Consider the following 25,917-nt stretch of genomic DNA (forward strand, 5'->3'; position numbering starts at 1 on the left):
AAAAAATTAATCTTCTATTCTTTCAATATTCGCACCCAAAGACTTCATTTTGCCAACAAAATCATTATATCCTCTATCTATATGATAGATATTTCCGATTGTTGTTGTACCATCTGCAACAAGTCCTGCTAACACTAAAGCAGCTCCTGCTCTTAAATCAGTTGCTTTCACTTCAGCACCAACAAGTTGTCTAACACCGGCAATTCTTGCCTCTTTACCACTTGTAGCAATGATTGCACCCATTTTATTAAGTTCTTCAACATGCATAAATCTATTTTCAAAAACTGTTTCTGTAACTTTTGCTTGGTCTTCACAAACACATAAATAAGCCATAAATTGTGCTTGAACATCTGTTGGAAAACCGGGATAAGGTAAAGTTTTTATATCTGTTCCTTTAATCTTATCAGCACCCTTTACAAAAATTGAATCTTCATCTTCATTTACAACAACATAAGCACCAGTTTCTTTAAGTTTTGCAATAACCGGTTTAATATGACTTGAAATACAATTTTGAACAACAACTTTTCCACCTGTAATTGCAGCAGCTATCATAAATGTAGAAGCTTCAATTCTATCAGGGATAATTGTATGAACAGTACCTTTTAACTTTTCAACTCCAACAATTCTAATCGTAGAAGTTCCGGCACCTGTAATCTTAGCTCCCATTTTATTTAAAAAGTTGCCTAAATCTACAATTTCAGGTTCTTTTGCTGCATTTTCAATTATAGTTTCGCCTTTAGCCAAAGTTGCAGCCATCATTATATTTTGAGTCGCACCAACTGAAGGAAAATCTAAATAAATAGTATCTCCATAAAGTTTTTCACATCTTGCTGAAATCTTATCAGGTTCTTCATCGATTAATGCTCCTAAAATTTTAAATCCTTTTAAGTGCAAGTCAATAGGACGTGAACCTATTGCACAGCCACCAGGTAAAAACGCCTCTGCTCTTCCAAATCTTGCAAGTAATGGACCCATAACTAAAAATGACGCTCTCATTTTTTCCATTAGATCTCTATCAGTTACAAATGAATTTATATGACTGGAATCTATTGAAACTCTATTTTCAGATAAAAATTCAACTTTTGCTCCCAAACTTTCTAAAACTTTTAAAATTATTTTTACATCTACCAAATTAGGAACATCTTCTAAAATTATCGGCTCAGTTCCCAATAATGACGCAGCTATAATAGGAAGTGCTGCATTCTTCGCTCCATCTATCTTAACAGTACCTTCTAAAGGTCCACTCTTTTTTACTAATATCTTAGGCAAACAAATCCCTCCAAAATATTTTTTTATTACAATTTCATTAATTAAATTATTTTCTAATATTTATATTACTGTAAATTTAATTATATCACATTTTTCAATTTAGAAAAATTTTTATAAGGTTAAATATGATGAAATTAAATTATCTTTTAATATCTACACTAGTGTAAATTTAATTATATCACATTTTCTGATTTTATGGTATATTTTCAAATTATTTATTGTTTTTCTTGGACTTATATCTTAATTGTGAATCTAATATCTTCTTTCTCATTCTTAAACTCTTAGGTGTAATTTCGATATATTCATCACTTTCGATAAATTCCAACATTTCTTCCAAACTCATAATTTTTGGAGGACTAAGTTTTAAAGCATCGTCTGATGCTGAAGACCTAATATTTGTTTGTTGTTTTTTCTTACAAACATTAACTTCAATATCAAGACCTTTTGCATTAGAACCTACAACCATTCCTTCATACACTTCTGCCTGTGGAGAAATAAATAATATTCCTCTTTCTTGTGCAGCATTTAATCCATAAGCAGTAGCAACACCTGTTTCAAAACAAATTAATGAGCCTACATTTCTCTTTGGAATTTCTCCTTTATATGGTTCATAAGCCTTAAACTCAGTATTTAAAGTTCCACTTCCTCTAGTATCAGTTAAAAATTCTGAACGGTATCCAATAAGACCTCTTGCAGGAATATTAAATATAAGTCTAGTATAACCTGCTTGTGATGGATTCATATCAATTAAGTCCGCTTTTCTTTGTCCTAATTTTTCTATGATTGAGCCTACAAACTCTTGGTCAACGTCAATTGTTACAGTTTCTATAGGCTCTAACAATTTACCATTTTCATCTTTTTTATATAATACTTCCGGTTTAGAAACTTGGAATTCATATCCCTCTCTTCTCATATTTTCGATTAAAACAGAAAGATGCAATTCACCTCTACCTGAAACTCTAAAACTATCTGTTGAATCTGTGTCTTCAACTCTTAAACTTACATCTGTTTCAAGTTCTTTATATAATCTTGCACGAATTTGCCTACTTGTAACAAATTTTCCTTCCTTACCTGCAAAAGGAGAATTATTTACTATAAAGTTCATTGCAAGAGTTGGTTCAGAAATCTTTACAAAAGGAACAGGAGTAACATCATCTAAAGAACACAAAGTATCTCCAATGCTAATTCCTTCAACGCCGGTTACGGCAATAATATTTCCTACTGATGAACTTTCAATTTCTTTTCTTGATAAATTTTCAAATTCATAAATCTTAGTTATCTTTATTTTTTTATTTACGCTACTGTCATTATAGTTTACAATAACTGCATCATCACCAAGTTTAACACTACCACTTTCAATTTTACCAATACCTATTCTACCAACATATTCGCTATAATCTGTTGTTGAAATAAGTAGTTTAAAAGGTGCATTTTCATCTCCCTTTGGAGCAGGAACATAATCCACGATAACATCTAAAAGAGTTTTCATATCCTCAGTTTTTTCGTTGAAATCCATAGTTGCATAACCGGCTCTTGCTGATGCAAAAACAAATGGACTTTCTAAATATTCCTCTGATGCCTCAAGTTGAATAAATAAATCTAAAACTTCATCAACAACTTCTTCACATCTAGCTTCAGGTCTATCAATTTTATTTATACAAATAATAGTTGGAAGTCCAAGTTCAAATGCCTTTCTCAAAACAAATTTTGTTTGTGGCATAGGCCCTTCAAAAGCATCAACAACAAGAACAACACCATTAGCCATTTTTAAAACACGTTCAACCTCTCCACCGAAGTCGGCATGTCCCGGAGTGTCAATTACATTTATCTTAACTCCCTTATAGTCAATAGCTGTATTCTTTGAAAGAATTGTAATTCCCCTTTCTCTTTCAATATCATTGGAGTCCATTACTCTCTCTTTAACATCTTGATTTTCTCTAAACGCACCACTACTCTTTAATAAACAGTCAACAAGAGTAGTCTTACCATGGTCAACGTGTGCAATAATTGCAACATTTCTTATATTTTCAATCTTTCTCATATATTTTCCTTTCTAAATTTAAAATTCAACGCATAACAATTAATTATAGCATATAAACATAAAAAAGTAAAATAAATTTAGTAATTTTTTACACAAAAAATAGCAATCCCTTTTGAACTGCTATTTTAAAACTTAAATCTTAAATTTTTATTCTAGTAAAATATTGCTCTTCATTTTCGCTAAATATATATGCTCCACAGTTTAGCTGAGTTTTTAAAGAGTAAGGATTATCCTTATTTACACTCATATAAATTTCGTCTTCTTCTATTTCATCTTTTATAAGCTCGATTACTAGTTTAAGTCCTCTAGTTGCATAGCCTTTATTTCTATATTTTTTTATAATTCCATAACCGATATGTCCTGCTCCATCTCTTAAAGAGTCATTAAGTTTTTTGCGTACTTTAAAAAGTCCTACAATTTCATCATTATCCCATAAAAAATAATAATTTTGTGGTACTCTATTAGGTTTTAAGTCAATTCCCTTAGATTGTTTTTCACAAGTTGGAATTACCTCATTTACAAATTCTTTAAATGAAACATTATAAAATTTATTCACGAACCCATTCTCATCTTCAGGAATTGAAGTCATTGCAATATATTCTTTCTTTGCATCTTCAATATTCATCTCTTTTAAAAATAACATATAATCACCTTTTATATAAGTCTTATATTTCTTTTAGTTTTAAAATTTCCTCATCTTTTATTTCTAAAATTTCTATTTTATTTTTTATTTCTTCGTATTCAAAATAACTTCCAACAAGTTCTTCAAAACTATTTTCTGCATTTATTTTGGCAATTTTTCCATTAACTATTTCAACATTATAATCTTTTTCTTCATTTAACACAAAATTACATTTTGGAGATTGTCCATATATCCACTCTTTTGTAGAATATTTTTCTTCTTTTATTCTATCAATATTTAAAATATCTTCTTCTGTCAATTCATAAATTTTAAAATCTTCTCTCATTTTTAAAATTTCATTTTTCAACTTTTCAATAAAATCTGAAATTTCATAATTCAAATTTGAAATATCTTTTAAATTTGCAACACTACTTCTAACAGACTTGGCAGAATTCGAAACAACTTGCTTGTGTTTTACATTCAAAGCTCCTCTTAAATCCTCTAAATTACTATTAAACAAAATACAACCATGGTGTAAAACTCTCTTCTTTCGCATAAACTGAGAATGTCCACAAATTTTATTTTCTCCAACTCTAAAATCATTTCTTGGAGAAACATAAGTATCTATATTCAAACTTAAAAGAGCATTATGCATCGGTTTTAAAAATTCTTTAAAATTTAGTTCTGTATCTCCGGTCGTATTTGTTATGTAGGTATAATTCAGATTTCCAAAATCGTGAACAACAGTTCCCCCTCCCGAAATTCTCCTTGCAATTTTTATTTTATTTTCAAAACAGTATTTCATATTTACTTCTTCAACTAAATTTTGATGCTTTCCAATAACAACGGAAGGCTCATTAATCCAAAGCATGAATATTTCATCTTCTTTAAATTTTTCAAAGATATATTCTTCCATTGCCAAGTTGAAATAGACATCTGTAATTTTATTTTTTATAAAAATCATATTTTCTCCTTAATTTCATAAATCATAAATAAACTTACAATTATTTTATCATATTCAATGAAAAAAGGATAGAATTTTTTTCTATCCTTTCAAAAATAAATTTCTATTTTCTTGGTAAATGAACGCTAACTCCTTCAACATCTGCGATTGCCTCGTAGATTGCCTCTGAGAATGTTGGGTGTCCGAATACCATTTTAATTGCCTCTTCAACTGTAATTTCTGATTGCATTAAAACTGAAACTTCGTTGATTAATTCACTTGCTCTAGGTCCAACGATATGTGCTCCTAAGATTTCTCCATATCTTGCATCTGAAATAATTTTAACCATTCCTGATGAATCTCCATGAGCTAATGCTCTTCCGTTTGCTCCATAGTTAAATTTACCAACTTTTACATCATATAATTTCTTAGCATCTTCTTCTGTTAATCCTACACTACCAATTTCAGGATATGTGTAAATCGCTCTTGGAATGATATTATTATTATATTTATCTGACTTTCCTTCAACGATTTCAGACGCTACAATATCTCCCATTTTAAATGCTGAATGTGCTAGAAGATTTATTCCATTTGAATCTCCCGGAGCATAAACATTCTTCATACTTGATTGCATTTTTTCATTTACAACAACATTTCCATTTGATAATTCAAGTTTTACATCTTTTAATGCAGTTAAGTCAGCCTCTCTTGTTGTAACTAAAACAAGTTCTGAACTTGAAATTTCTTCTGAGCCTGCTAATACTTTTTCTCCGGAAATTTCTGTAATTTCTTTCCCAAAAATAAATTTAACTCCGGCTTTTTCTAAAGATTTAATTAAAATTGAAGAAACTTCTTTATCTATAACTTCAATAGCAAAGTCTTTCTTTTCAACAACTGTTACCTTAGTACCGAATGAATTAAAGATTTGAGCCATTTCAACTCCAATATAATCTGCACCGATTATTGTTAAAGTTTTAGGAGCTTCTTTTAAGTCTAATGCCTCATCTGTATCTATAACATTTTTAGAGTCAGAGCCTTTAATATTTTTAACACATTTTGAACCACCGGCAAAAATGATTGAACCACAAACAAGTTCTTTTCCACTTTCTAAAGTTACATTTCCATTTGCATTTATATAAGCAGTTTCTTTAAACATTTCAACTGAATTGCTCTTTAATAAGAATTCAACTCCTGCAGTAAGTTTTTTAACGATTGAATTTTTAAATTTTAATGCCTTAGCTACATCAACAGTTGCATTATCATTTTCTAAAACAATTCCTCTTTTACTTGAGGCTTTAATTCTTTCTATATCTTCAACATTTTGTAAATATGTCTTTGTAGGGATACAACCTCTATTTAAGCAAGTACCACCAAACTTATTATTTTCAGCGATAGCAACCTTTGCTCCCTTTTGAGCAGATTTGATAGCTGAATAATAACCGGCAGGGCCTCCACCGATTACAACTACATCATATTCACCGTCTTTTAATTCTTTTTTAGTTTCTGTTTTAACCTCAACTTTTTCTTCTTTTGGAGTTTCTTTTACTTCTTCCTTAACTTCTTCTTTTACAGGTTCTGATGCACTTTCAGGAATTACATCTCCCTCATCACCGATATATGCAATAGTTGTTATAACCGGAACAATTTCTCCGTCTTGTTTTAAAATCTTTAATAAGGTTCCTGATGCCTCTGCCTCAATTTCCATATTAACTTTATCAGTCATTATTTCTAAAATTATTTCGCCAGCCTCAACCTTATCTCCTTCTTTTTTTAGCCACTTTACAATTTGGCCTTCTTCCATTTCACTACCAGCTTTTGGCATTATTATTTCTGTTAACATAATTTTCTCCTCACACTAAACTAAAATTGAAATAGGATTTTCTAAATAATTTTTCAAAGTATTTAAAAACTTTGCAGCCTCCATTCCATCAACAACTCTATGGTCAACCGTAATTGACAACTTCATAATAGGTCTTATAGCTATTTCTCCATTAAGCACAACCGGTTTATCAACAGTTGCACTAACACCTAAAATAGCACTATTTGGTTGATTGATGATTGGAGCAAATGAATCTATTCCAAACATTCCTAAATTACTAATAGTAAATGTACTATCTTCTAACTCTTCTGATTCTAATTTCATTTCAACAGCTTTTTTAGTTAAATCTTTCAATGAAATCATAAGTTCCCTTAAACTCATCTTTTCTGCATTCTTAACTACCGGAGTTAAAAGTCCGTTTTCAAGGCCAACAGCCATAGCAAGATTTACATATTTATAAAGTAAAATCTTAGTTCCGTCTTTTGACAAACTACAATTTACATAAGGGTGTTTCATTAAACTCTTAACAGTTGCTAAAGAAATTATATCTGTAATAGTAAGTTTGTATCCAGTTTCTTCTTTTAATTGCTCCATAATATTTGCTCTTAAGGCCTTAACTTCTGTCATATCAACTTCTATATTAGCAACAAAAACCGGAGCTGTGAAATAACTTTCACTCATTCTCTTAGCAACAGTTCTTCTCATCATTGACATTGGAACTTCTGTAATTTCGCCATAAGATTTTTGAACTTCTGTAACTTCAGGTTGTGGAACTTCTTCCTTAACTTCTTCTGCAACTACATTTTCATTTCTCAAGAAATCTAAAACATCGTCTTTTAAAATTTTTCCATTAACACCAGTTCCAACAACTTTTGATAAATCTATATTTTCAACTTCTGCAATTTTCTTTGCAAGAGATGAAACTCTAATAATTCCAAAATTTTTAAAATTTAAAACATCTTCTTTTTGTATTCTTCCCTTAGGACCTGTTCCCTTTAGTAATGATAAGTCGATATTATTTTGTTTAGATAAAAATCTTGCAACGGGAGTTGCTCTAAATTTTATATCAGACATAATTTCCTCCTATCTATTAACTGCTTTTCTAATCGCATTTTTTATATCTTCAACACTTGGAACAATAACTGCCTCCAAGTTTTTAGCAGAAGGAATATTTGTATCAGCACCTGCCACTCTATAAATTGGAGCATCTAAGTAATCAAAAGCATCACTTTCAGCAATTCTTGCAGAAATTTCTCCACCAAATCCACCAGTCTTGAATGAATCATGGCAAAGTACAAGTCTTCCCGTTTTCTTTACAGATTCAACAATTATTTCTTCATCTAAAGGTACTAAAGTAATAGGGTCAACAACCTCAACACTAATTCCTTCAGCTTTTAATTCTTCTGATGCTTGTAAAGCTCTTTCTAACATTCTTCCCCAAGAAACTAAAGTTACATCTTTCCCTTCAACTTTAACTTCACCTTTTCCAATCTCTACAATTTCTCCAACTTTAACTTCGCCTTTTCTTCCAAAAAGTGCTTTTGATTCGATAAAAATTACAGGATTGTTATCTCTAACAGATGCCTTTAAAATTCCATAAGCATCATTTACAGTTCCTGGTGCAACAACCTTTAAGCCAGGAATATGGCAGAACCATGATTCAAGAGCCTTACAATGTTGAGCAGCGGCTCCAGTACCTGAACCTGACGCACAACGATAAACAACCGGTAAACTAACTTCTCCACCTAACATATATCTCATTGGAGCAGCCTCATTTACTATTGCATCCATAGCGATTGTAACGAAGTCCATAAAAGTTAAATCAACGATAGGACGCATACCAACTGATGCAGCACCTGCAGCAGCGCCTGCGATAGCAGCCTCACTAATAGGACAATCTCTAACTCTTTCTTCTCCAAATTCTTCTAACATTCCAACAGTAGTTCCAAAGTCCCCACCGAAAATACCAACATCTTCTCCCATTAAAAACACATTTTCATCTCTACGCATTTCTTCAGACATTGCTTCTTTTATTGCCTCACGCAAAGTCATAATCTTTATTTCACTAGCCATAATCTTCTCCTATTTTAATAAATTTTAAGCATAATTATCTGTAAAAGCATCTTTTTCGTTAGCTAAAGGTGATTCCTTAGCAAAAGTTATTGCATCAGCAATAATTTTCTTTACATTTTCTTCCATATCGTCAAGTTCTTTTTCAGTTGCAATTTCATTTTCAATTAAATATTTTTTATATGCTACATTCGGATCTTTTTCTTTCCAAGCATCAACCTCTGCCTTATCTCTATACTTACCGGCATCTGATGCAGAGTGTCCAAACCATCTATAACTCTTTGATTCAACTAAAACAGGACCATTTCCCTCTCTTGCATATTCAATAGCCTCACTCATAGCGTCATAAACATCTAAAACATTATTTCCGTCTTCAACATAAATTGATTTTACTTTATAAGCCTCTGCTCTATCAACAACTCTTTTGGCAGTCATTGATCTTTGTTGAGACATTGAGATACCATAATTATTATTTATTACATAAAATATTAAAGGTAATTTCCAAATTGATGCCATATTTAAACATTCGTGGAAACTTCCCTCGTTAGTAGCACTTTCACCCATACAACAAACAACAACATTGCCTGTCTTTTTCATCTTTTGAGCAAGTGCAGCACCGGTACTTAAACCATGTCCACCACCAACGATACCATTACAACCCATATTATTTACTTCAAGATTATAAAGGTGCATACTACCTCCACGACCTTTACATTGTCCGGTAGCCTTTCCTAAAATTTCTGCCATCATTTTATTTATATCAATACCTTTTGAAATTGTTTGACCATGTCCTCTATGATTTGAATACATTAAATCTTCTTTTCTCATAGGATAAATAGCACCTACATTCGCAGCCTCTTCTCCAACAGAATAGTGTGTCATTCCATGAATAAAACCTCTTGAATATAATTTACTAAGCTCCATATCAAAATGTCTTATAAGTAACATTTTGTCATACATTTCCAAAAGTTCTTTTTTTGTTAAATTTTTTGAATTATTCACAATAAACCTCCAAATTAAATATCAAAATTAATTTCTATCAATTAATATTTTGTATCAATATTTTACCTCAATTTTTTCATAAATATCAAAACTTATTCAAGTTTTTAACAAAAAATTTTCAAGTATTCAATTATAGTGATTCAAATCACGATAAATTCAAAAATTTTTATTACATTTTTGTAATTATTTTATTTTTTTATCAAATTATGATAAAATATATCTATTAGATAAATTAATCAAGGAGAATGTTATGAAAAAATTTTTTAAATTATTTTTAATGTTAATGGCTCTTACATTAGTTGCCTGTTCAAATAATAAAAAAGAAAAAAAGGATGAAACTAAAACTTCAAACACAGAAATAACAACGGCAATAAAAAAGCAGGAATATAATCTTGACCCGAAACTTTCAAACAGTTTAAATAATGATGCTGTTGTTTCTCAACTTTTCGAAGGTCTTACAGAATATTCATCACATGGAAAAATTGCCTTAAATCAAGCTGAAAATATAGAAAAAAGTGAAGATTTTAAAAAATGGAAAATAACTTTAAGAAAAAATTTAAAATGGTCAGACGGTTCAGACATAACTGTCGAAGATTATGTTAAATCTTGGCTTAGCATTTTAAGTAGTGAAAATAAAAATCCAAATGCCTTTAAATTATTTTTTATAAAAGATGCAAAAACAATTTATGACGGAAAGGCAAAATTAAAAGAATTTAACGGAATTAAAATTTTAGATAAAAACACAATTGAAGTAAATATGGAATATCCAGTTAAAAACTTTGACGAAATACTTTCAAATGTTTTTATGTTCCCTACAAAAAAAGATACTAAAATTGAAAAAGAAAATCTTATAACTAACAGCGCTTTTAAAATCAAAAGCTATGGAGATGAAGAAATAGTTTTAGAAAAAAATGAAAATTACTGGGATAATGTAAATACGAAAGTAAAAAAAGTAACTTTAAAATTAGTCGAAAATGATATACTTGCTTATCAACTTTTTGATTTAAAACAGGTAGACTTTTTTGGACTTCCTTTTTACGAAATTCCTTATGAAAGACGTGCCGACTCAAGCAAAAAACCGGAATTTTTAAACTTTAAAACAAATATTTTTGAATTTTTAAGTTTAGATACAAAAAATGAAATTCTAAAAAATGAAACATTAAGAAAAGATTTAGAAACTGTAATAGATTCAAAATTTATTGCTGAATTTGTATTGTATAATAACTCAACACCTTTAATTGCAAAAGAACAATTACTTTCAGAAAAACTAGCAAAATTGAAAGAAGAAGTAGAAGGAATTATAAACTCTTCAAAATTACAAGAAAAAATAATAACATTAAAATATAATGGAACAAAATTATCTGAAAGAGTTTTAGCCTCTCTTTCAAAAGAGTGGATTGACAAATACAAAATAAAAGTTAGTATAAAAAATGAAGGAGAAAGTGCAGTTACTCATTCAACATTTAACATTGGAACAACTGATGAAACAGATATAAAATATTATATAAATCATTATTACCAAAATGATGATTTTTCAAAAATGTATGAATCAGTTGAGGACTTACAAAAAGAAAATTTCATTTTCCCACTATATAAACGTTCATTTTCCGTTTTAGTTCACAATAATATACAAGGACTTTATGTAAGCCCAAACGGAACATTACTGATAAAAAATTTATTAAAACAATAATTTTTACATTAAACAAACTTATACGTCATTTTGAGCAAAAAAGAACATAAGTGAATTGCTGTCAATATAGTCCTACTCCTTTATCCACAAATTTTTTCACATTATACATTTAAGTAAAAACATTGTATTTTTTATATTTGTGGGTTATAATATAGCTGATAAAAAAATAAAAAACAGGGGCTTGTTATGAAAAAAATTTTATTAATTTCAACCGGTGGAACAATCGCATCAATGCCAACTGATGAAGGTTTAACACCAAAAATCGACTCAAAAAAATTACTTGAATATTTAAACTTTACAACACTTGATTTTGAAGTTGAAACTATCAATTTATTAAATGTAGATTCAACTGATATGAGACCTGAACATTGGTTAAAGATAAAAGATGAAATAAAAAATAATTATGAAAAATATGACGGTTTTGTTATAACACATGGAACAGATACTATGGCTTATACAGCATCTGCCCTATCATATTTGATACAAAACAGTCAAAAACCTATCGTGTTGACCGGCGCACAAAAATCAATAGATATGCATATAACAGATGCAAAAAATAATCTGTTAAATAGTCTTTTATACGCATCAAAAAGCAAATCAAAAGGTGTAAGTATTGTTTTTGACGGAAAAGTAATTGCAGGAACCAGAGCAAGAAAAGAAAGAACAAAGAGCTTTGATGCATTCGCATCTGTAAACTTCCCCTTCTTAGCAATTATGCAAGACGAAAAGATTTACAGATATATAAACAATGAAGAAACAGAAAAAGAAGTAAAATTTTATGATTTTCTTAACACAAATGTATTTGTCTTAAAGCTAATACCTTCAATGACTGCAAAAATTTTACCTGAAATTTTTAAAAATTATGATGCAATAATAATTGAAAGTTTCGGTGTTGGTGGTATTCCAAAGACAATAGAAACCGAATTAAAAAAGTTAATTGTAGAGTATGACAACAAAAAGACTATCATAATGACAACACAAGTACCACAAGAAGGCTCCGACGTTGGTGTTTATGAGGTCGGAAAGAGAATAAGTTCAATCTCTTACCTTGAATCTCACAATATGACAACAGAGGCAACAGTTACAAAAATAATGTGGATACTTGGAAATTTTGAAAATAATTTTGAAACAGTAAAAAAACTATTCTACACAAAAATAAATAACGATATGATTTTTAACGAAATGTAAAAAGCAAAAGAACTCAAAGTAAACTTTGAGTTCTTTTTTCATAAATTTTATAGGTGAGTTGTGTATATTAAATAATTAAAATATTCCAAGTCCTGTAATAAATATTATGATTAATGCTACTGGTAATATATAAGCTATCGGTTTAAAGAATGCAGGAACTTTAATTCCATTTGCTCCGGCATTAACTTCTTCTCTGAAGTTATCAAATTTCCAAACGAATAATACATAAAGTATTAATGAGATTGCTCCAAGTGGCATCATAATATTTCCTGATAAGTAATCTGCAAAGTCAAATAAGTTCTTTCCTATAATCTTAACTCCACTCATTACATTTAATCCAAATATTGTAAATAATCCAACTACGAAGATAGATGCTAAAGCATAAACTGCGCCTTTTGCTCTTGATAGTTTTAACATATCTGAGAATGAAGAACTGATTGGTTCTAAGTATCCTAATGCACTTGATAATGCTGCGAAGAACATTAACAAGAAGAACATAAATCCAAATATTTGTCCAAATGGCATATGCATAAATACATTTGACATTGTAACGAATAATAAGTTTGAACCTGAGTCAGGTTTTAATCCTAATGCAAATACTGCAGGGAATGTTGCAAAACCAGCTATTAATGCAGCTAATGTATCAAAACCAACTACCATTAAACCATCTTCCGGAATGTTAGAGTCTTTTCTTAAATATGAACCATATACGAAAGCTCCACCACTTGCTATACCAACTGAGAAGAAACATTGTCCTAGTGCAGTAAGGAATGTTTGAGGTGTTACTTTTGAGAAGTCAACATTCAAATACCATTTGATACCTTCACCTGCTCCAGGTAAAGTTATTGACCTTATAACTACTATGATTAACATTATGAATAATGCCGGCATCATAAATTTACAAGCTTTTTCAAGTCCTGAGTTTAAGTTCTTAGCAGCAATTACTCCAATTATAATTGTACAAATTAATGTCCAAATTATAAGTTGTGTAGGATTTGCCATTAATGAATCAAAAGTAGCTGAGAATTCTTTTGCTGTAAACCCTTTCATACTTCCTGATAATATCTTAAACATATACGCCATTATCCAACCCATTATATTGATATAATAAGTTAATATGAAGAATGCACTTAAAACTCCTAACCAACCAAAACTTACCCATGGGCTACCTTTTTTAGTTAATTTTCTCATACCAACAATTGGACTTGCCATTGCTTTTCTACCTAATGTAACTTCCATATAGAATAGAGGAATACCTATAACTATACAGATTGCCAAATAAATCAATACAAATGCTCCACCACCGTTAGTTCCAACTAGATACGGAAATCTCCAAACGTTTCCAAGACCTATTGAAAATCCAGCCGCAGCCATTATGTAACCAAATCTACTGTTCCAACTACTTCTATTTTCTTCCATAAATTTATCCTCCTATAAATTTACAACATAAAAATTTAATCATAAATATCTTACTTTAATTAGTAAATATAACATTAAATTTTGGATTATTCCACTTGCAAATTTATTGCAAGTGGAATATTAATTTTTTTCAAATTATACAAAAAGCAATGTAAATTATTTTTTAAAAAAATGTTGCATCTTGTATATCAGTTGCTAAAGAGTCAACTGCTCTTTCAACTAAATCTCTTCTAACTGCATATTCTTTGTCTTTTTCTAAAGCTGCATTACCTACCGGGTAAGGAATTGCAACTGTTGGTACGATTCTATTAGCTCCAACAGATTTTGAAATTGTAACTATTGTAGCCATATGAACGATTGGAATACCATATCTTTCAATTTCTTTTACTATCGTTGCACCGCAACGTGTACAAGTACCTCAAGTAGAAGTTAAGATAACACCGTCAACTCCGGCTTCTTTTAATTCTTTACCAATTTCAACACCGAATTTTATAGAATTACCAACCGCTGTTCCTGTTCCTGTTGTAGTATAGAAATATTTATAAACTTTTCCAATCTTTCCTTCTTTTTCCATTTCTTTAAGAATATCAACAGGAGCAACTCTATCAGGCATTTCATTTGCATAAACAGGGTCATATCCACCATGGATTGTACAATAATCTTTTCCTAATTCACTTAATCCCGAAACATCATATTTGCCCCATTTTTGTGCAGATGCTGATTGAATCTTATCAGGGTTTCCTAATGGAACAATACCACCTGATGTAACAACTGCGATAGTTGCTTTTGATAAGTCAGCTATTGCCTTTGCAGGTTCAACTTTATCGAAAACTGGCATTGGAAGTTCTGTTTCAAATTCTTCTCCGTTTAATCTCTTCATCAACATTTCAGTTGCTCTAATAGCGCCGATTTTTTCAGAGATAACAGTAAGTCTTTTACCTTGAGCAAAATATCCGTCAACTAAAGGTTTAACTACTTCGCCATTTAATAATTTTAAAGTTAATTTAGCCATAACAGGTAGGGCTTTTCCCATAGCACTTGCTACATTGCTTGTAGGAACAACATAAGCTATTGATTTACAAGCATCAAGTCCAGGGTTTTCTTCAAACATTCCTGTAACAACCGGAATATTATATTTTTCAGTTACAAATTTTGCAACTCCGGCACAAGCCATACCATATCTACCGGCATTGAAAGCAGGTCCTGCTACAACAATATTCGGTTGAACTTTTTCCATAACTTCTTCTATAAATTTCAAAGAGCTTTCTAAATTTTCATTGAAATAGTTATCTCCACAAATAACAGTTCCAACTACTTTTGAATCTTCTCCTAAACTTCTTTCAAAACCCATTGCAGGTCCAACTGCTTTTTCTTCAAAAGTTGGAGCTACATGAGCCATTTCTTCACCACCAATTTGTCCAAAGAATTGGTTTATATAATATAAAACTTTTTTACTCAAAACTCTCACCTCTCTTAGTATAATTCAACAGTTGCGTTGTGATAACCTATTTCAGAAGTTGCTCCTATAACGGCATTTAATTCACAATCAAGAGTTCCAGTTTCCGGATTATATGCTCCGTCCCAACCGCCGGCTAAATTAGCGATAGCTTCTGAATCTCCTAAAACTTTATCAGCTTTTTCTAAATGAACAACATGGCTTACATTACCTGTTGAAATAACTGCTACTGATTCTTTAGATGTGTCTGTTAATGGTTGACTCATTCCGTCCCAACCTGAACATTCATCTGTTACAAGAACAGTTTTGATACCTTGTTTTTCAAGTCTAGTACAAATCATTACTAAATCTGAATCCGGATTTCCGTAACCTTCTTCACTAACTATTACACCATTAGCTCCCAGTAATTTACAAAGTTTAGCAGTGTAATCACAGCATCTGAATTTTCCAGCTAAAGTTGTAAGTTCCGGAGTTAATACAACTCCTACAAAGTTAATGTCTTTTCCATGTCTGCTATATAAATCTAAGATACAAGCATTGTTTTGATGTTGATAAGTAGTAATCTTATCACAAGCGGCTACACAGTTACCACTTATTACCGCTCCGTCTAATTCTTCATTTGGATGAATTAATGTAGGAAGAGTTTGTCTTGTACAAGTTCCATAAATATATCCATCATGAAGTAATCCTTGTGAAATCATCATTTCAACATAAACAACTTTTGGTAAATTTGGATATTTTTTAGTTTCTTCGTCATTATCTCCGATATTATATTCAACAGTTTCATCAATTGTAGCATTTCTTCCTGCTTCTCCAATCAATTCACTTGCTTTAAGTCCAACAAGTCTAACAACTTCTTCATGTTCATGTGGATGTAATCCGTCAACAACCTTAATGTCAATTACGATATTATATGTCTTTGAAAATGGAGTCCATTTTGCTCCTTCTCCCCACATATCAATAACACCTTCTTGGAAACCAACTATATCTCCAATAGTAACAACTGCTGCACCATAAAGCACATTAACAATTCCTTCTCCTAGTTGAGCAACATCAGTTGTAACTCCTGCAAATCCTTTAGCTCCTTGAATCTTTACCCTTGGTTCAATAACGTCCTTTACAGGTATAATTCTTGCTTTTTCACCGGGTTTTGCAAAATCAATATCAATATCCTTAACTCCCGGTTCCTTCTTTAATTCATTAACGATTTCCTCTTTGTTAATAAATAAAGTATGATTTTCAACTTTAGTTTCTTCACCAAAGGCTAAATCTTTAATGAAGATTCTGTTCATTTGAAGTTTCAAAATACCACCTCCACTTATATTTCTAACTTGCTAAGTGCTTTATATTCTTCCAATGCACTTTCCACAAGCATTAAATCGACAAATTCATAATCTTTAACATTTTTGAAATCAATGTTCCGGTTTTTCATAGTAAGATTATATTTGTCAATTGCTTCTTCAATGATTAATACGCTATTTTCATCAAAATTATTTTCATCTTCAATAACAATGCTACGAATTGATGAAAAAACCATTCTGATACTAGCTGGCAAAGGATGACTTATCAAAGAACATCCTTTATGTATTAAGTCCCTTGTAGTAGTTAAAACATCTATATAACTTCCTTCAACAAACTCAACACAATCAAATTTTTCTTTTACCAAAGAATTATTAGATACAATTTTTAAACTCAAATAAATCACTTCCTTTGTTAATTGTATTATAATATATTATTTTTTGTTTTTCAAAAGTATTTTATAAGTTTTTTATTATTTGAAAATGTTTTTTATTGTAAAATTATTAAAAAACTATTAATTTTAAACATTTAAAAAAATATAAAATTTTTTTATGAAAACATACATTTTCACAACAAAAAATTTCAAAAATGAAACAATTATTTTAAAATTTTTTAAGATAAATTTATTATTTATTTTTTTAGCAATTAAATTTATTAATGTTAAAAACTATTTATTTGTTCACGATAAAATACTAAAAAAATATTTTGATATAAATTTAAAAATAGTTTATAATAAATATGAGATGATTATATGCTTTATATAATATTTTTATTACTATTAATAGATATTTTTTGCATTGGAATAGTTTTTAAAAAAACTAAGGATTTAAACTTTCTTTTAACCTTTGCTATTGAATTTACAATAATGTTCATAATTTTTTATTCTTTAGACAATTTAAGTTTAATAAAATCTTTAGCATGGAGTTTAGGTTTTGTTCCATTTGTGGTAATTGCATCTTTACTATGGTTTAAACATAATAACAACAAAAAAAAGTGATTAGCTAGTCTAATCACTTTTACATTTTACAATAATGCTGATTTTATTTTTTCTACAAAGTCCTCAATATGTTCTCTTGCATACTTTTCAGCCATTTCTTCATCTTTCTTTTCAAAAGCCTCTACAATTTTTTTGAAAGTTCTTGTAAAGATTTCCATATCACTAAAATATATATCACAATAATGCCATAATCTTTCTGTTTGACAATGTAAATCTGTTAATATATCTATAAGCCAAGTATTAGCACAAGATTTAGTAACTATTTTATGAAATTCTTCGTCAAGCAAAATTGCCTCTTGATAATTTTTAGTTGTATCATAAGTTTCTAATGTTGAAACAATTTCTTTTAATCTCTTTATATTTTCATCTGTCAATTTTGAAACTGCAAGTTTTGTCGCTAATGGATCTAAAACTTTAGTAACTTCAAAAAGTGATTTTATATTTAAAAAGTTTAGTGTCGCAACCTGTACCCCATATCTTGGAACAATATCCACCAACTTTATGGCCTCTAATTGTTGAAATACAGTTCTTATCGGCGTTCTGCTAACACCAAATTCTTCTGAAAGTTCAATTTCATTTAAAATCTTTCCGGGTTCATATTCCAAAGTTACTATACGTTCTTTTAATATGTTAAAAATTTCTTCTTTAGTTTTTCCTTTTTCCTTCATAAAAAATCTCTCCTACATTAGCTCAGTCATATGTTTTATTATATCCATAGATTCTGTGCCTAAAACAGAAATTTCATACATTTTATTTCTTTTTACATCAATAATTTGACAATTTGTTTCTTCACAATTCATATCATTTTGATTTTCGATAGAAACATATCCATATTCATCGTCCATATTTTCAAATCCCATAAAAAATTTATTTTTATTAGCAGTATCTGAAATTAAAATTTTAAAATCTTTTGAACTATTTTCAGATAAATGTTTTTCGTCAAATTCAAAGTTTTTAAAGTTTTCATATTCACTTAAAAATATCGCATTATCAGTTGTTAAATATCCTTTAACCTTACTATTGTATTCAAACCAACTTGGTATTCTCAAGTTAAAATCTAAATTTTTTAAGAATTTATCGTAAAAATGGTATCCTACTTCATATCTAACTTTTCTGTATGCAAAGTTTGATGATGAGAATTTATCAACACCTAAGTATTTATATATCTCTCTTGAATATTTTTGTGGCAGATGTATTTGTACATTATTTTCAATCAAATTATCGAACATAAACATAACCATAGACAATCTTTCATCAAAATCATCAACCAATGTCAAATCTTTTAAATTATTCCAAACATGGTATAATAAATAATTTTCATTTGAATAAGCATCTTCAACTTTTTCATTAAACAAGAACAATCTTTCGCAAACAGCATCTGTTCCCTCTTCATTTAACTTTTCAAACTCAAAAAGAGAAATCACTCCTGTATATGCACAAATATAATCTTCTGTTGTTATCGGAAAAGTTTTTTGATTATCCATAAGTATTGACCTTGCTCTAATATCATCTTTATTATTCAAGATAAATTCTACTCTTTCTTTCATCCAAGTAGTAAATAATACTTTAAGTTTTTCAAAATCATTATCCTTATAAAAACCTGTATCATCTTTAATTTCAAATTTGCAACCTAAAAATGCAAAAAATTCATTTAGAAAATCAACAACTAGACAATGATAACCTGCTCCATAATAGCAAGTTTCCGTTCTCATCTCTATTTCTTCATCAATTTTAAAATTTAAAGAAAGATAAGGTAAAATTTCAAAATTTAAAACTATTGCTCCATCACTCTCTTCTAATGAATATCCATAATTATCGTCCTCTGCAAATTCATCAACTTTTTCTAAAAATCCATCTATATCATATTGAAATTTAACACTTATTCCAAAATTTTCCATAAAACACCTCTGTATATTTAATCACATTTGTAACTTATTTTATCATAAATTTCAAACAATATCAAACTGTTAAATAGAGTTATTTTTGTGGTATAATCTATTTAGTATAAAAATATTTTATAAAAGAGGGGGCTGTTATGAAAGAAAAATTTTTAAACTTTATGAAAGACAGATATGGTGGAGATATTTTAAACCGAATAATTTTATATTTTGCAATAGGTTTTTCTATTGCTAATCTATTTAAAAGAAGTGATATTTTTACAATTATTTCTATTTTGCTAATTGCTATTGTATTTTTTAGAGCATTTTCAAAAAATAAAAGAAAAAGAGCAATGGAGCAACTAAAATTTTTCAATTTAATTTCTCCAATATATTCAAAACTTTTAAAGTTCGCATCAAAAGATAGAAAAAATTACATATATTTCAAATGTAAAAATTGCAAACAAGAACTAAGAATCCCAAGAGGAAAAGGAAAGATAAAAGTTACTTGTCCACATTGCAAGCACGAAGAAATTAGAAAAAGCTAGGAAAAACCTAGCTTTTTTATACAACTAAAATAAAGTACAAAAACAATGATATGATTAAATAAAGTACCCAAAATTAAATGTCAAATTTTTTCTTTGGAAATTCATCAAGTTCTTGTAAAAATATGTCTTTAATTAAATTTACAAAAAATTTTTTCATAATCTATTTATTTGTAGCACCTTTACTTTGCAATAATTTTTCCATATTTTTAGTATAATGAACACTTCCGTCTGCAAGTATCCAAAAAGCCTCTGTACCTTCAACTTTTTCTAAAAGTTTTTTTCCTTCTTCAACGTCCATTAAAAATAAACTTGTTGAAATAAAATCGGCAAGTCCTGAGTCTTTGCATAGAATTGTAACACTTTTAATTTTATCTTTAGGATAACCTGTTTGTGGGTCAATAATATGATTATAAGCCTTATCATCTACAAAATAAAATCTTTGGTAATCTCCACTTGTTACGGCACAAGTTTCATCTGTAAAAATAACTTCTTGAATTTCAACCTTTTTTGAATCAAAAGTAGGTGCTTGAATACCGATTCCCCATTTATTTTTATCTTTTTCTAAAGGACTACCGATAGCTTTTACATTTCCTCCAGCTGAAATTATTGCACTTTTAAGTCCCATTTCTTTTAGTTTATTCATAACTTTTTCAACAGAATATCCCTTTGCAATAGCTCCAACATCAAGTCGCATATCTTTATCTTTTAGAAAAACCGTACTTTTTTCTTTATCAATTACAATATTATCAATATTTGTATGTTTCAATCCCTCTTTTATCTTATTTGCATCAGGTAATTTACCTTTAAGATTAACAGACAAGTCCTTTTCTGCTCTCCAAAGAGTTGTTACACTCCCAAGTCCGATATTAGTTTTATTAGACAACTTCTTATAGTTCTCAATAGAAAATTCCAAAAGCTCTATGATTTCCTTATCCACCTTTACAGGTTCTTTTCCTGCATTATCATTAATCGTCTTTATATTATTTTCATTCGCATTTTCAAAAGAATTATAAAGGTTATGATATCTTTTCATATCCTCTTCTAAAAATTTGAAATATTTATTAAATTCTTTTTCACTCGCACAATATGCACTAAAAGCTATATCCGTATCAAAAACTCCAAAAAATCCCTTTGAAAACTTTTTAAAACTTGCACTTTCATTTTCCTTAACTTCTTTTTTAGTTGTTACCTTTTCAGTATTCTTCGAACAAGCACTAAAAACTAAACAACATAATAACAAAACTATAATACTTTTATTAAATTTCTTCATCTTCCCACAACTTTACTAAAAATTTTTATGTCTTAAATACCAAATAGGATATATACTTGAAAATCCGTCATAAACATCGTTAATCTCTTTTATTTTCTCTGTTATATATTCGTCATCGACATTCTTGTTTTCTACAAAAATATCATATAAATTTTCAATTATAGTATATACTCCTAAAAGTTTAAAAAATGCTCTTGGAACATTATTGTCAAAATATCCATTAACAACACCTGTCAATAAACTGGAATTATTTTCGTGATATAAATTCATATTTCTAAATTCAAAATATGAATCTGACCTTAAAATTTTGTACTCCTCGATTATTTGAAACTTGCCGTCTTTTGAAATTTTTATATCCTCAAGCCCATTAATTCCGATAATGGTTGTACAAGTTCTCTCCTTCAAACAATATCTGTTTCTTTCAAGAAAATCAAAAAGAACATATTCTAAATTTCCCCTGTACTTTCCAAGTCCGTACTTATGCAAAAATTTATTTATTCTATAATTATAATGCTTATTCCACCTACCACAATCCGCTCCTTGAAAGCTCTTGTGGTATTCAAAAATAAATCTTCCTATTTCAAAACCAATCTTATAAGCATCATCATCACTTAAACTATTTTTTTCATCAACAACAAAAGGAATAATTCTATAACAAAACTTATCGTCCAAAATTCCAATATTCTCATAAGAAATATTGGAAAAATTATTTGATAAATTATTTAAACAATCAAAAATTTTATTTATCTTGGAAAATTTTCCATAAGGAAATAAATTCAAAATAAACTTTTCTTTTTCGTTTTCTAAAAAAAATTCCTTGTCATTTATTTTTTCTACTCTTAAATTTTTATTCTTTATAAATTCTATATTTTTAACTAATTCAAGCATAATTTCCCTCTATGTATTAAACTCCAACAGACTTTATAAGAGCCTCATTAACTTTTTTCATAAAGAACTCATCAGTAAAACCGACTTTTTCTCTAAGCCTTTTTTTATCTATCGTTCTTATTTGCTCCAATAACACCACAGAATTTTTAGGAAGTCCAAATTCTGATGAAACTTCAACATGAGTAGGAAGTTTCACTTTATTCATCTGAGAAGTTATAGCTGCAATAATAACAGTTGGACTATATTTGTTTCCAATATCATTTTGCACGACCAAAACAGGCCTTACTCCCCCTTGTTCTGAACCAACAACGGGACTTAAATCAGCATAAAAAATATCGCCTCTTTTTACCTTCATATATTTTTTCTTTTAGCAAAAACTAAAAGCACTCCCTCTTAAATAATCTTATTTAATTATTATATAGTTTTATGGAAAATAAATCAATACTTAATAATTATTATTGAAAAAAATCGAAAAAAAACGCCCGAACGGATGTTTAAAAGTTAATATAATTTTTGTTCTTATTATTCTAAATTTCATATGAAATTATATATACTAAATAATTCAATACTACTTTCCTCTTTTTTTATCCTTTGCACTCACATATAGCATACAACAGATAGCAGAAACAATAAGTGCAACAAAACAAATCACAATTTCTATTCCAATGTATTTTACAAGCATATCTTTAACCGGAATGAATTTATTTGCACTTTCATTAAAAACAGGATACTTAAAATTGCTTTTATTTTATAATAAAATTGCATATAAAAAGCACCCTTTCGGGTGCTAAAAATATTTTTTTTATTTTTGACAACAAGGTTTTGATGCTCTGAAGAACCAAATATTTTTTTGTAATTCGCCAATATGTCCTTCTAACATTCCAACGATTATGAAATCTCCAGCTTCATCAGCTTCTTCTCTGATTTTAGTAGCTTCTTCTTTAAGAGCAACTAAGTCATTCATAACTATTTCATTTACTTCGTCAACTGTTACTTTCTTTGATTCTAATTCCTTAATTGTAGCAATTTCAATATATTCTTTTAATGATGCACAAGGGAATCCACCTCTCATTTTAATTGATTCAGCAACTTCATCATACCATTCAAAGAATGTATCATATAATCCTTCTGTGAATGTATGTGTTTGATAGAAGTTTCTTCCTTCTACATTCCAATGTAAGTTATGCAATTTTGTAGTCATAACTGCGATGTTTGATAAATAAACATTTAAACTTTTAAAATCTTTCATTTTTTTATTCCTCCTAAGTGTATTATCATTTACAATAATTATATACCCATTTATAAAAAAAAATAAAGTTTTTTTTCAAATTTTTTCAAAAATTTTTTTTTAATATTTGTGGTAAGTATTTTAGCAAAAAAACTATTTCAAATCACATATTTGGTGTGCTTTTTAAAATTTTTTATGAATTTATTTCTTAAATGGAAAATGATAATTTTATCAAGCAATAATTATCTTAAAAACGGCTAAATTGTAACATTTTTGTAATTGCTTTTATTTTTTTTTCTGTTATAATTTCTAATAGACAAATTTATTAAGGAATGAAGAAAATGAAAAATTTTAACATAGATAATAATAAAAAAAATTTCACTAAAAAAAGAAATTTACAAAATGGTGAAATTAAAAAGACAAATTTAAAAAACGATAAAAATTTATCTAATAACAAAGAAGAAAATTTAATACAAAATACAAATTATATAAAAAGTTTTGACGGACTTCGTGCAATCGCCGTAATTTTAGTAATGCTTTATCATATAATTCCACATAAAATTGCCGGTGGGTATCTCGGTGTTGTAATCTTTCTAGTTTTAAGTGGATATTTAGTAACTGATAATTTTTTAAAAGAAATGGACGAGCATATTCATCTGAATATTTTAAACTTTTGGAAAAAAAGAATTATAAAACTATATACTCCTTTGTTACCGATGCTTAGCATAGTAAGTTTATTAGTATTATGTTTCTTTAATGATATGCTAAATGGATATGTTGGAAATTTATTCAGCTCACTTTTTGGAATAAACAACATTTACCAAATAATACATGGCTTATCTTATTTTGAATCACATGGAAATCCAAATCCATTTACTCATCTTTGGTCTTTGGGTCTTGAAGTGCAATTCTATTTAATATGGCCAATCTTGATTTCAATACTTTATGGAACTTTAAAATTAAAAAGAAAAAATATAGCTATTATAACTTTTATTCTATCTATACTATCTGCTCTAACAATGTATTTACTATATAGTCCAAATACAGATGTTTCAAGAATCTACTATGGAATAGACACTAGAGCATTCAGTTTTTTAATAGGCTCATTGTTTGGCTGTTTATATCCAAGAAAAAAAGTACAAAATTTAGAATTTTCAAAAGTAAGAAATATCGGTATAAATATTTTTTCTGTAATGCTATTTTCTTTTATAATTTATATTTCAATAATACTGGATGCAAAATTAGATATAGTTTATAAATTCGGTATGTATTTTTACTCATTACTTATTGGTCTGTTTTTAGTTTTTATACTTTTAAAAGACAATATAATGAATAAACTTTTAAGTTTAACTCCTTTTACAGTAGTTGGAAGAAGAAGTTATAGCCTTTATTTGTGGCAATACCCTATAACTATATTTATAGGAGATTTTCTAAAGTGGAGTAAAATTTCTGTTATATATTTAGTTTTTATTGAATTTATATTTTCAATTATTTTTGCAGAAATAAGTTATAGAGTTTTTGAAGGTAAAAAGAATTATTTAAGGTATATAAATAAAAAATGTGAAGAAGATATAACAAATAAAAATCTTTTTGCATCTGTTGGCATTTTAGCGATTTTTATAATATTTTCTACTTCCATTTTATCTCTTTCACAAAAATCAAATGATATTGATGAGTTAAAGAATAAACTTGAAAATATACAAAAAAATAATGAAGAAAAAGAAAATTATTTAGAAATTCCTGACAAAAAAGTTGCAAGAGAAATAGCTAAAGATAAAGAAGAAAATAAAGTAGATATTTCAAAAGAAAGTATTACATTTATCGGAGATAGTGTAATGTTATCATCTGCCGATAAAATGAAGGAAGAGTTTAAAAATTCTGTTATAGATGCAAAAGTTAGTAGGCAAGCTTGGGATTTACCAAAAGTTTTAGAAGATTTAAATAAAAAGAATAATATAAAAGATATTGTTGTAATCCACTTAGGAACTAATTACAAAATAGACAAAGAAAAGTTTAAAGAATATTTAAAATCTTTAGAAAAAAGACAAATCTTTTTAATTAACTGCGTTGTTCCTGAACCTTGGGAAGAACAAGTAAATATAACGATAAAAGAAATTTCAGATGAAATGGAAAATGTTAAAATGATAGACTGGTATTCTGTTGCTAAAAACAAAAAAGAAATTTTTTACAAAGATGCTACTCACCCGAATGAAAAAGGCGCAAAAGAATACACCGAATTATTAAAAACAGAATTAAGTAAACACATAAAAAAAGGAGCGTAATGCTCCTTT

General features: G+C 28.7%; 22 protein-coding genes. 4 read left to right on the top strand and 18 right to left on the bottom strand.

All coding sequences use genetic code 11. The features are described from left to right. Positions 1–6 precede the first annotated feature (6 nt). From murA to IBJ83_RS02750, 8 genes are all read right to left on the bottom strand, one after another. Positions 7–1,269: a UDP-N-acetylglucosamine 1-carboxyvinyltransferase gene (gene murA, locus IBJ83_RS02715; RefSeq protein WP_068473843.1), complete on the bottom strand. Its 1,263-nt coding sequence runs from the start codon at positions 1,267–1,269 to the stop codon at positions 7–9. Between the two features lie 211 nt (positions 1,270–1,480). Next, positions 1,481–3,310 (bottom strand): translational GTPase TypA, encoded by a 1,830-nt coding sequence (gene typA, locus IBJ83_RS02720; protein WP_201275221.1) that lies wholly within the window; start codon positions 3,308–3,310, stop codon positions 1,481–1,483. A gap of 139 nt (positions 3,311–3,449) precedes the next feature. Continuing rightward, entirely contained in the window at positions 3,450–3,953 is a 504-nt protein-coding gene (locus IBJ83_RS02725; RefSeq protein ID WP_201275222.1) for a GNAT family N-acetyltransferase, read from the bottom strand. Positions 3,954–3,975: 22 nt separating this feature from the next. Then, the gene (locus IBJ83_RS02730) at positions 3,976–4,896 is read right to left on the bottom strand and encodes a lipoate--protein ligase family protein (RefSeq protein WP_201275223.1); all 921 of its coding nucleotides are present in this window, start codon (positions 4,894–4,896) and stop codon (positions 3,976–3,978) included. Between the two features lie 103 nt (positions 4,897–4,999). Beyond that, positions 5,000–6,715, bottom strand: coding sequence for a dihydrolipoyl dehydrogenase (lpdA, locus tag IBJ83_RS02735; protein ID WP_068473855.1), 1,716 nt, complete (start codon positions 6,713–6,715; stop codon positions 5,000–5,002). Positions 6,716–6,730: 15 nt separating this feature from the next. Continuing rightward, entirely contained in the window at positions 6,731–7,768 is a 1,038-nt protein-coding gene (locus IBJ83_RS02740; protein ID WP_201275224.1) for a dihydrolipoamide acetyltransferase, read from the bottom strand. A 9-nt stretch (positions 7,769–7,777) separates the two neighbouring features. After that, a complete protein-coding gene (locus IBJ83_RS02745) occupies positions 7,778–8,767 on the bottom strand; it encodes an alpha-ketoacid dehydrogenase subunit beta (protein WP_068473861.1) in 990 nt (329 codons plus the stop codon). A gap of 24 nt (positions 8,768–8,791) precedes the next feature. Beyond that, the gene (locus tag IBJ83_RS02750; protein ID WP_201275225.1) at positions 8,792–9,766 is read right to left on the bottom strand and encodes a thiamine pyrophosphate-dependent dehydrogenase E1 component subunit alpha; all 975 of its coding nucleotides are present in this window, start codon (positions 9,764–9,766) and stop codon (positions 8,792–8,794) included. 250 nt (positions 9,767–10,016) lie between these two features. On the opposite strand from IBJ83_RS02750, the gene IBJ83_RS02755 reads away from it, so the two are divergent. Together IBJ83_RS02755 and IBJ83_RS02760 are read left to right on the top strand one after the other, a co-directional pair. Next, entirely contained in the window at positions 10,017–11,456 is a 1,440-nt protein-coding gene (locus tag IBJ83_RS02755) for an ABC transporter substrate-binding protein (protein WP_201275226.1), read from the top strand. 186 nt (positions 11,457–11,642) lie between these two features. Then, positions 11,643–12,644 carry an asparaginase gene (locus IBJ83_RS02760; protein ID WP_201275227.1) on the top strand — a complete coding sequence of 334 codons (1,002 nt, stop codon included), beginning with the start codon at positions 11,643–11,645 and terminating at the stop codon, positions 12,642–12,644. A gap of 75 nt (positions 12,645–12,719) precedes the next feature. On the opposite strand, the gene IBJ83_RS02765 is transcribed toward IBJ83_RS02760, so the two are convergent. The 6 genes from IBJ83_RS02765 to IBJ83_RS02795 all read right to left on the bottom strand — a co-directional run bounded on the left by IBJ83_RS02765 (position 12,720) and on the right by IBJ83_RS02795 (position 19,713). Continuing rightward, positions 12,720–14,063 (bottom strand): sodium-dependent transporter, encoded by a 1,344-nt coding sequence (locus IBJ83_RS02765; protein WP_201275228.1) that lies wholly within the window; start codon positions 14,061–14,063, stop codon positions 12,720–12,722. A 163-nt stretch (positions 14,064–14,226) separates the two neighbouring features. Then, complete coding sequence (locus IBJ83_RS02775; RefSeq protein WP_269902515.1) at positions 14,227–15,522, bottom strand: glycine/betaine/sarcosine/D-proline family reductase selenoprotein B; 1,296 nt, start codon at positions 15,520–15,522, stop codon at positions 14,227–14,229. A gap of 14 nt (positions 15,523–15,536) precedes the next feature. Beyond that, a complete protein-coding gene (locus tag IBJ83_RS02780; protein ID WP_068473876.1) occupies positions 15,537–16,823 on the bottom strand; it encodes a glycine/sarcosine/betaine reductase component B subunit in 1,287 nt (428 codons plus the stop codon). Positions 16,824–16,837: 14 nt separating this feature from the next. Next, the gene (locus IBJ83_RS02785) at positions 16,838–17,215 is read right to left on the bottom strand and encodes a GrdX family protein (RefSeq protein WP_068473879.1); all 378 of its coding nucleotides are present in this window, start codon (positions 17,213–17,215) and stop codon (positions 16,838–16,840) included. 626 nt (positions 17,216–17,841) lie between these two features. After that, positions 17,842–18,483 carry a GntR family transcriptional regulator gene (locus tag IBJ83_RS02790; protein WP_068473886.1) on the bottom strand — a complete coding sequence of 214 codons (642 nt, stop codon included), beginning with the start codon at positions 18,481–18,483 and terminating at the stop codon, positions 17,842–17,844. 12 nt (positions 18,484–18,495) lie between these two features. Next, complete coding sequence (locus IBJ83_RS02795) at positions 18,496–19,713, bottom strand: hypothetical protein (RefSeq protein WP_068473889.1); 1,218 nt, start codon at positions 19,711–19,713, stop codon at positions 18,496–18,498. Between the two features lie 137 nt (positions 19,714–19,850). Between IBJ83_RS02795 and IBJ83_RS02800 the strand changes: the two genes are divergently transcribed. Further along, complete coding sequence (locus tag IBJ83_RS02800; protein WP_068473892.1) at positions 19,851–20,240, top strand: hypothetical protein; 390 nt, start codon at positions 19,851–19,853, stop codon at positions 20,238–20,240. A gap of 160 nt (positions 20,241–20,400) precedes the next feature. Here IBJ83_RS02800 and IBJ83_RS02805 read toward each other — a convergent pair whose 3' ends face one another. From IBJ83_RS02805 to IBJ83_RS02820, 4 genes are all read right to left on the bottom strand, one after another. After that, positions 20,401–21,510: an FAD:protein FMN transferase gene (locus IBJ83_RS02805; protein WP_201275230.1), complete on the bottom strand. Its 1,110-nt coding sequence runs from the start codon at positions 21,508–21,510 to the stop codon at positions 20,401–20,403. A gap of 15 nt (positions 21,511–21,525) precedes the next feature. Then, positions 21,526–22,398 carry a hypothetical protein gene (locus IBJ83_RS02810; RefSeq protein ID WP_201275231.1) on the bottom strand — a complete coding sequence of 291 codons (873 nt, stop codon included), beginning with the start codon at positions 22,396–22,398 and terminating at the stop codon, positions 21,526–21,528. Between the two features lie 16 nt (positions 22,399–22,414). Then, positions 22,415–22,753 carry a type II toxin-antitoxin system PemK/MazF family toxin gene (locus tag IBJ83_RS02815; protein WP_201275232.1) on the bottom strand — a complete coding sequence of 113 codons (339 nt, stop codon included), beginning with the start codon at positions 22,751–22,753 and terminating at the stop codon, positions 22,415–22,417. A 447-nt stretch (positions 22,754–23,200) separates the two neighbouring features. Continuing rightward, positions 23,201–23,647: a Dps family protein gene (locus tag IBJ83_RS02820; RefSeq protein ID WP_201275233.1), complete on the bottom strand. Its 447-nt coding sequence runs from the start codon at positions 23,645–23,647 to the stop codon at positions 23,201–23,203. 320 nt (positions 23,648–23,967) lie between these two features. Here IBJ83_RS02820 and IBJ83_RS02825 point away from each other — a divergent pair, with 320 nt between their 5' ends. After that, the gene (locus IBJ83_RS02825; protein ID WP_201275234.1) at positions 23,968–25,908 is read left to right on the top strand and encodes an acyltransferase family protein; all 1,941 of its coding nucleotides are present in this window, start codon (positions 23,968–23,970) and stop codon (positions 25,906–25,908) included. The last annotated feature ends 9 nt before the right edge of the window (positions 25,909–25,917 follow it).

Source organism: Parvimonas parva (genome assembly GCF_016552165.1).
Taxonomy (GTDB): Bacteria; Bacillota; Clostridia; order Tissierellales; family Peptoniphilaceae; genus Parvimonas; species Parvimonas parva.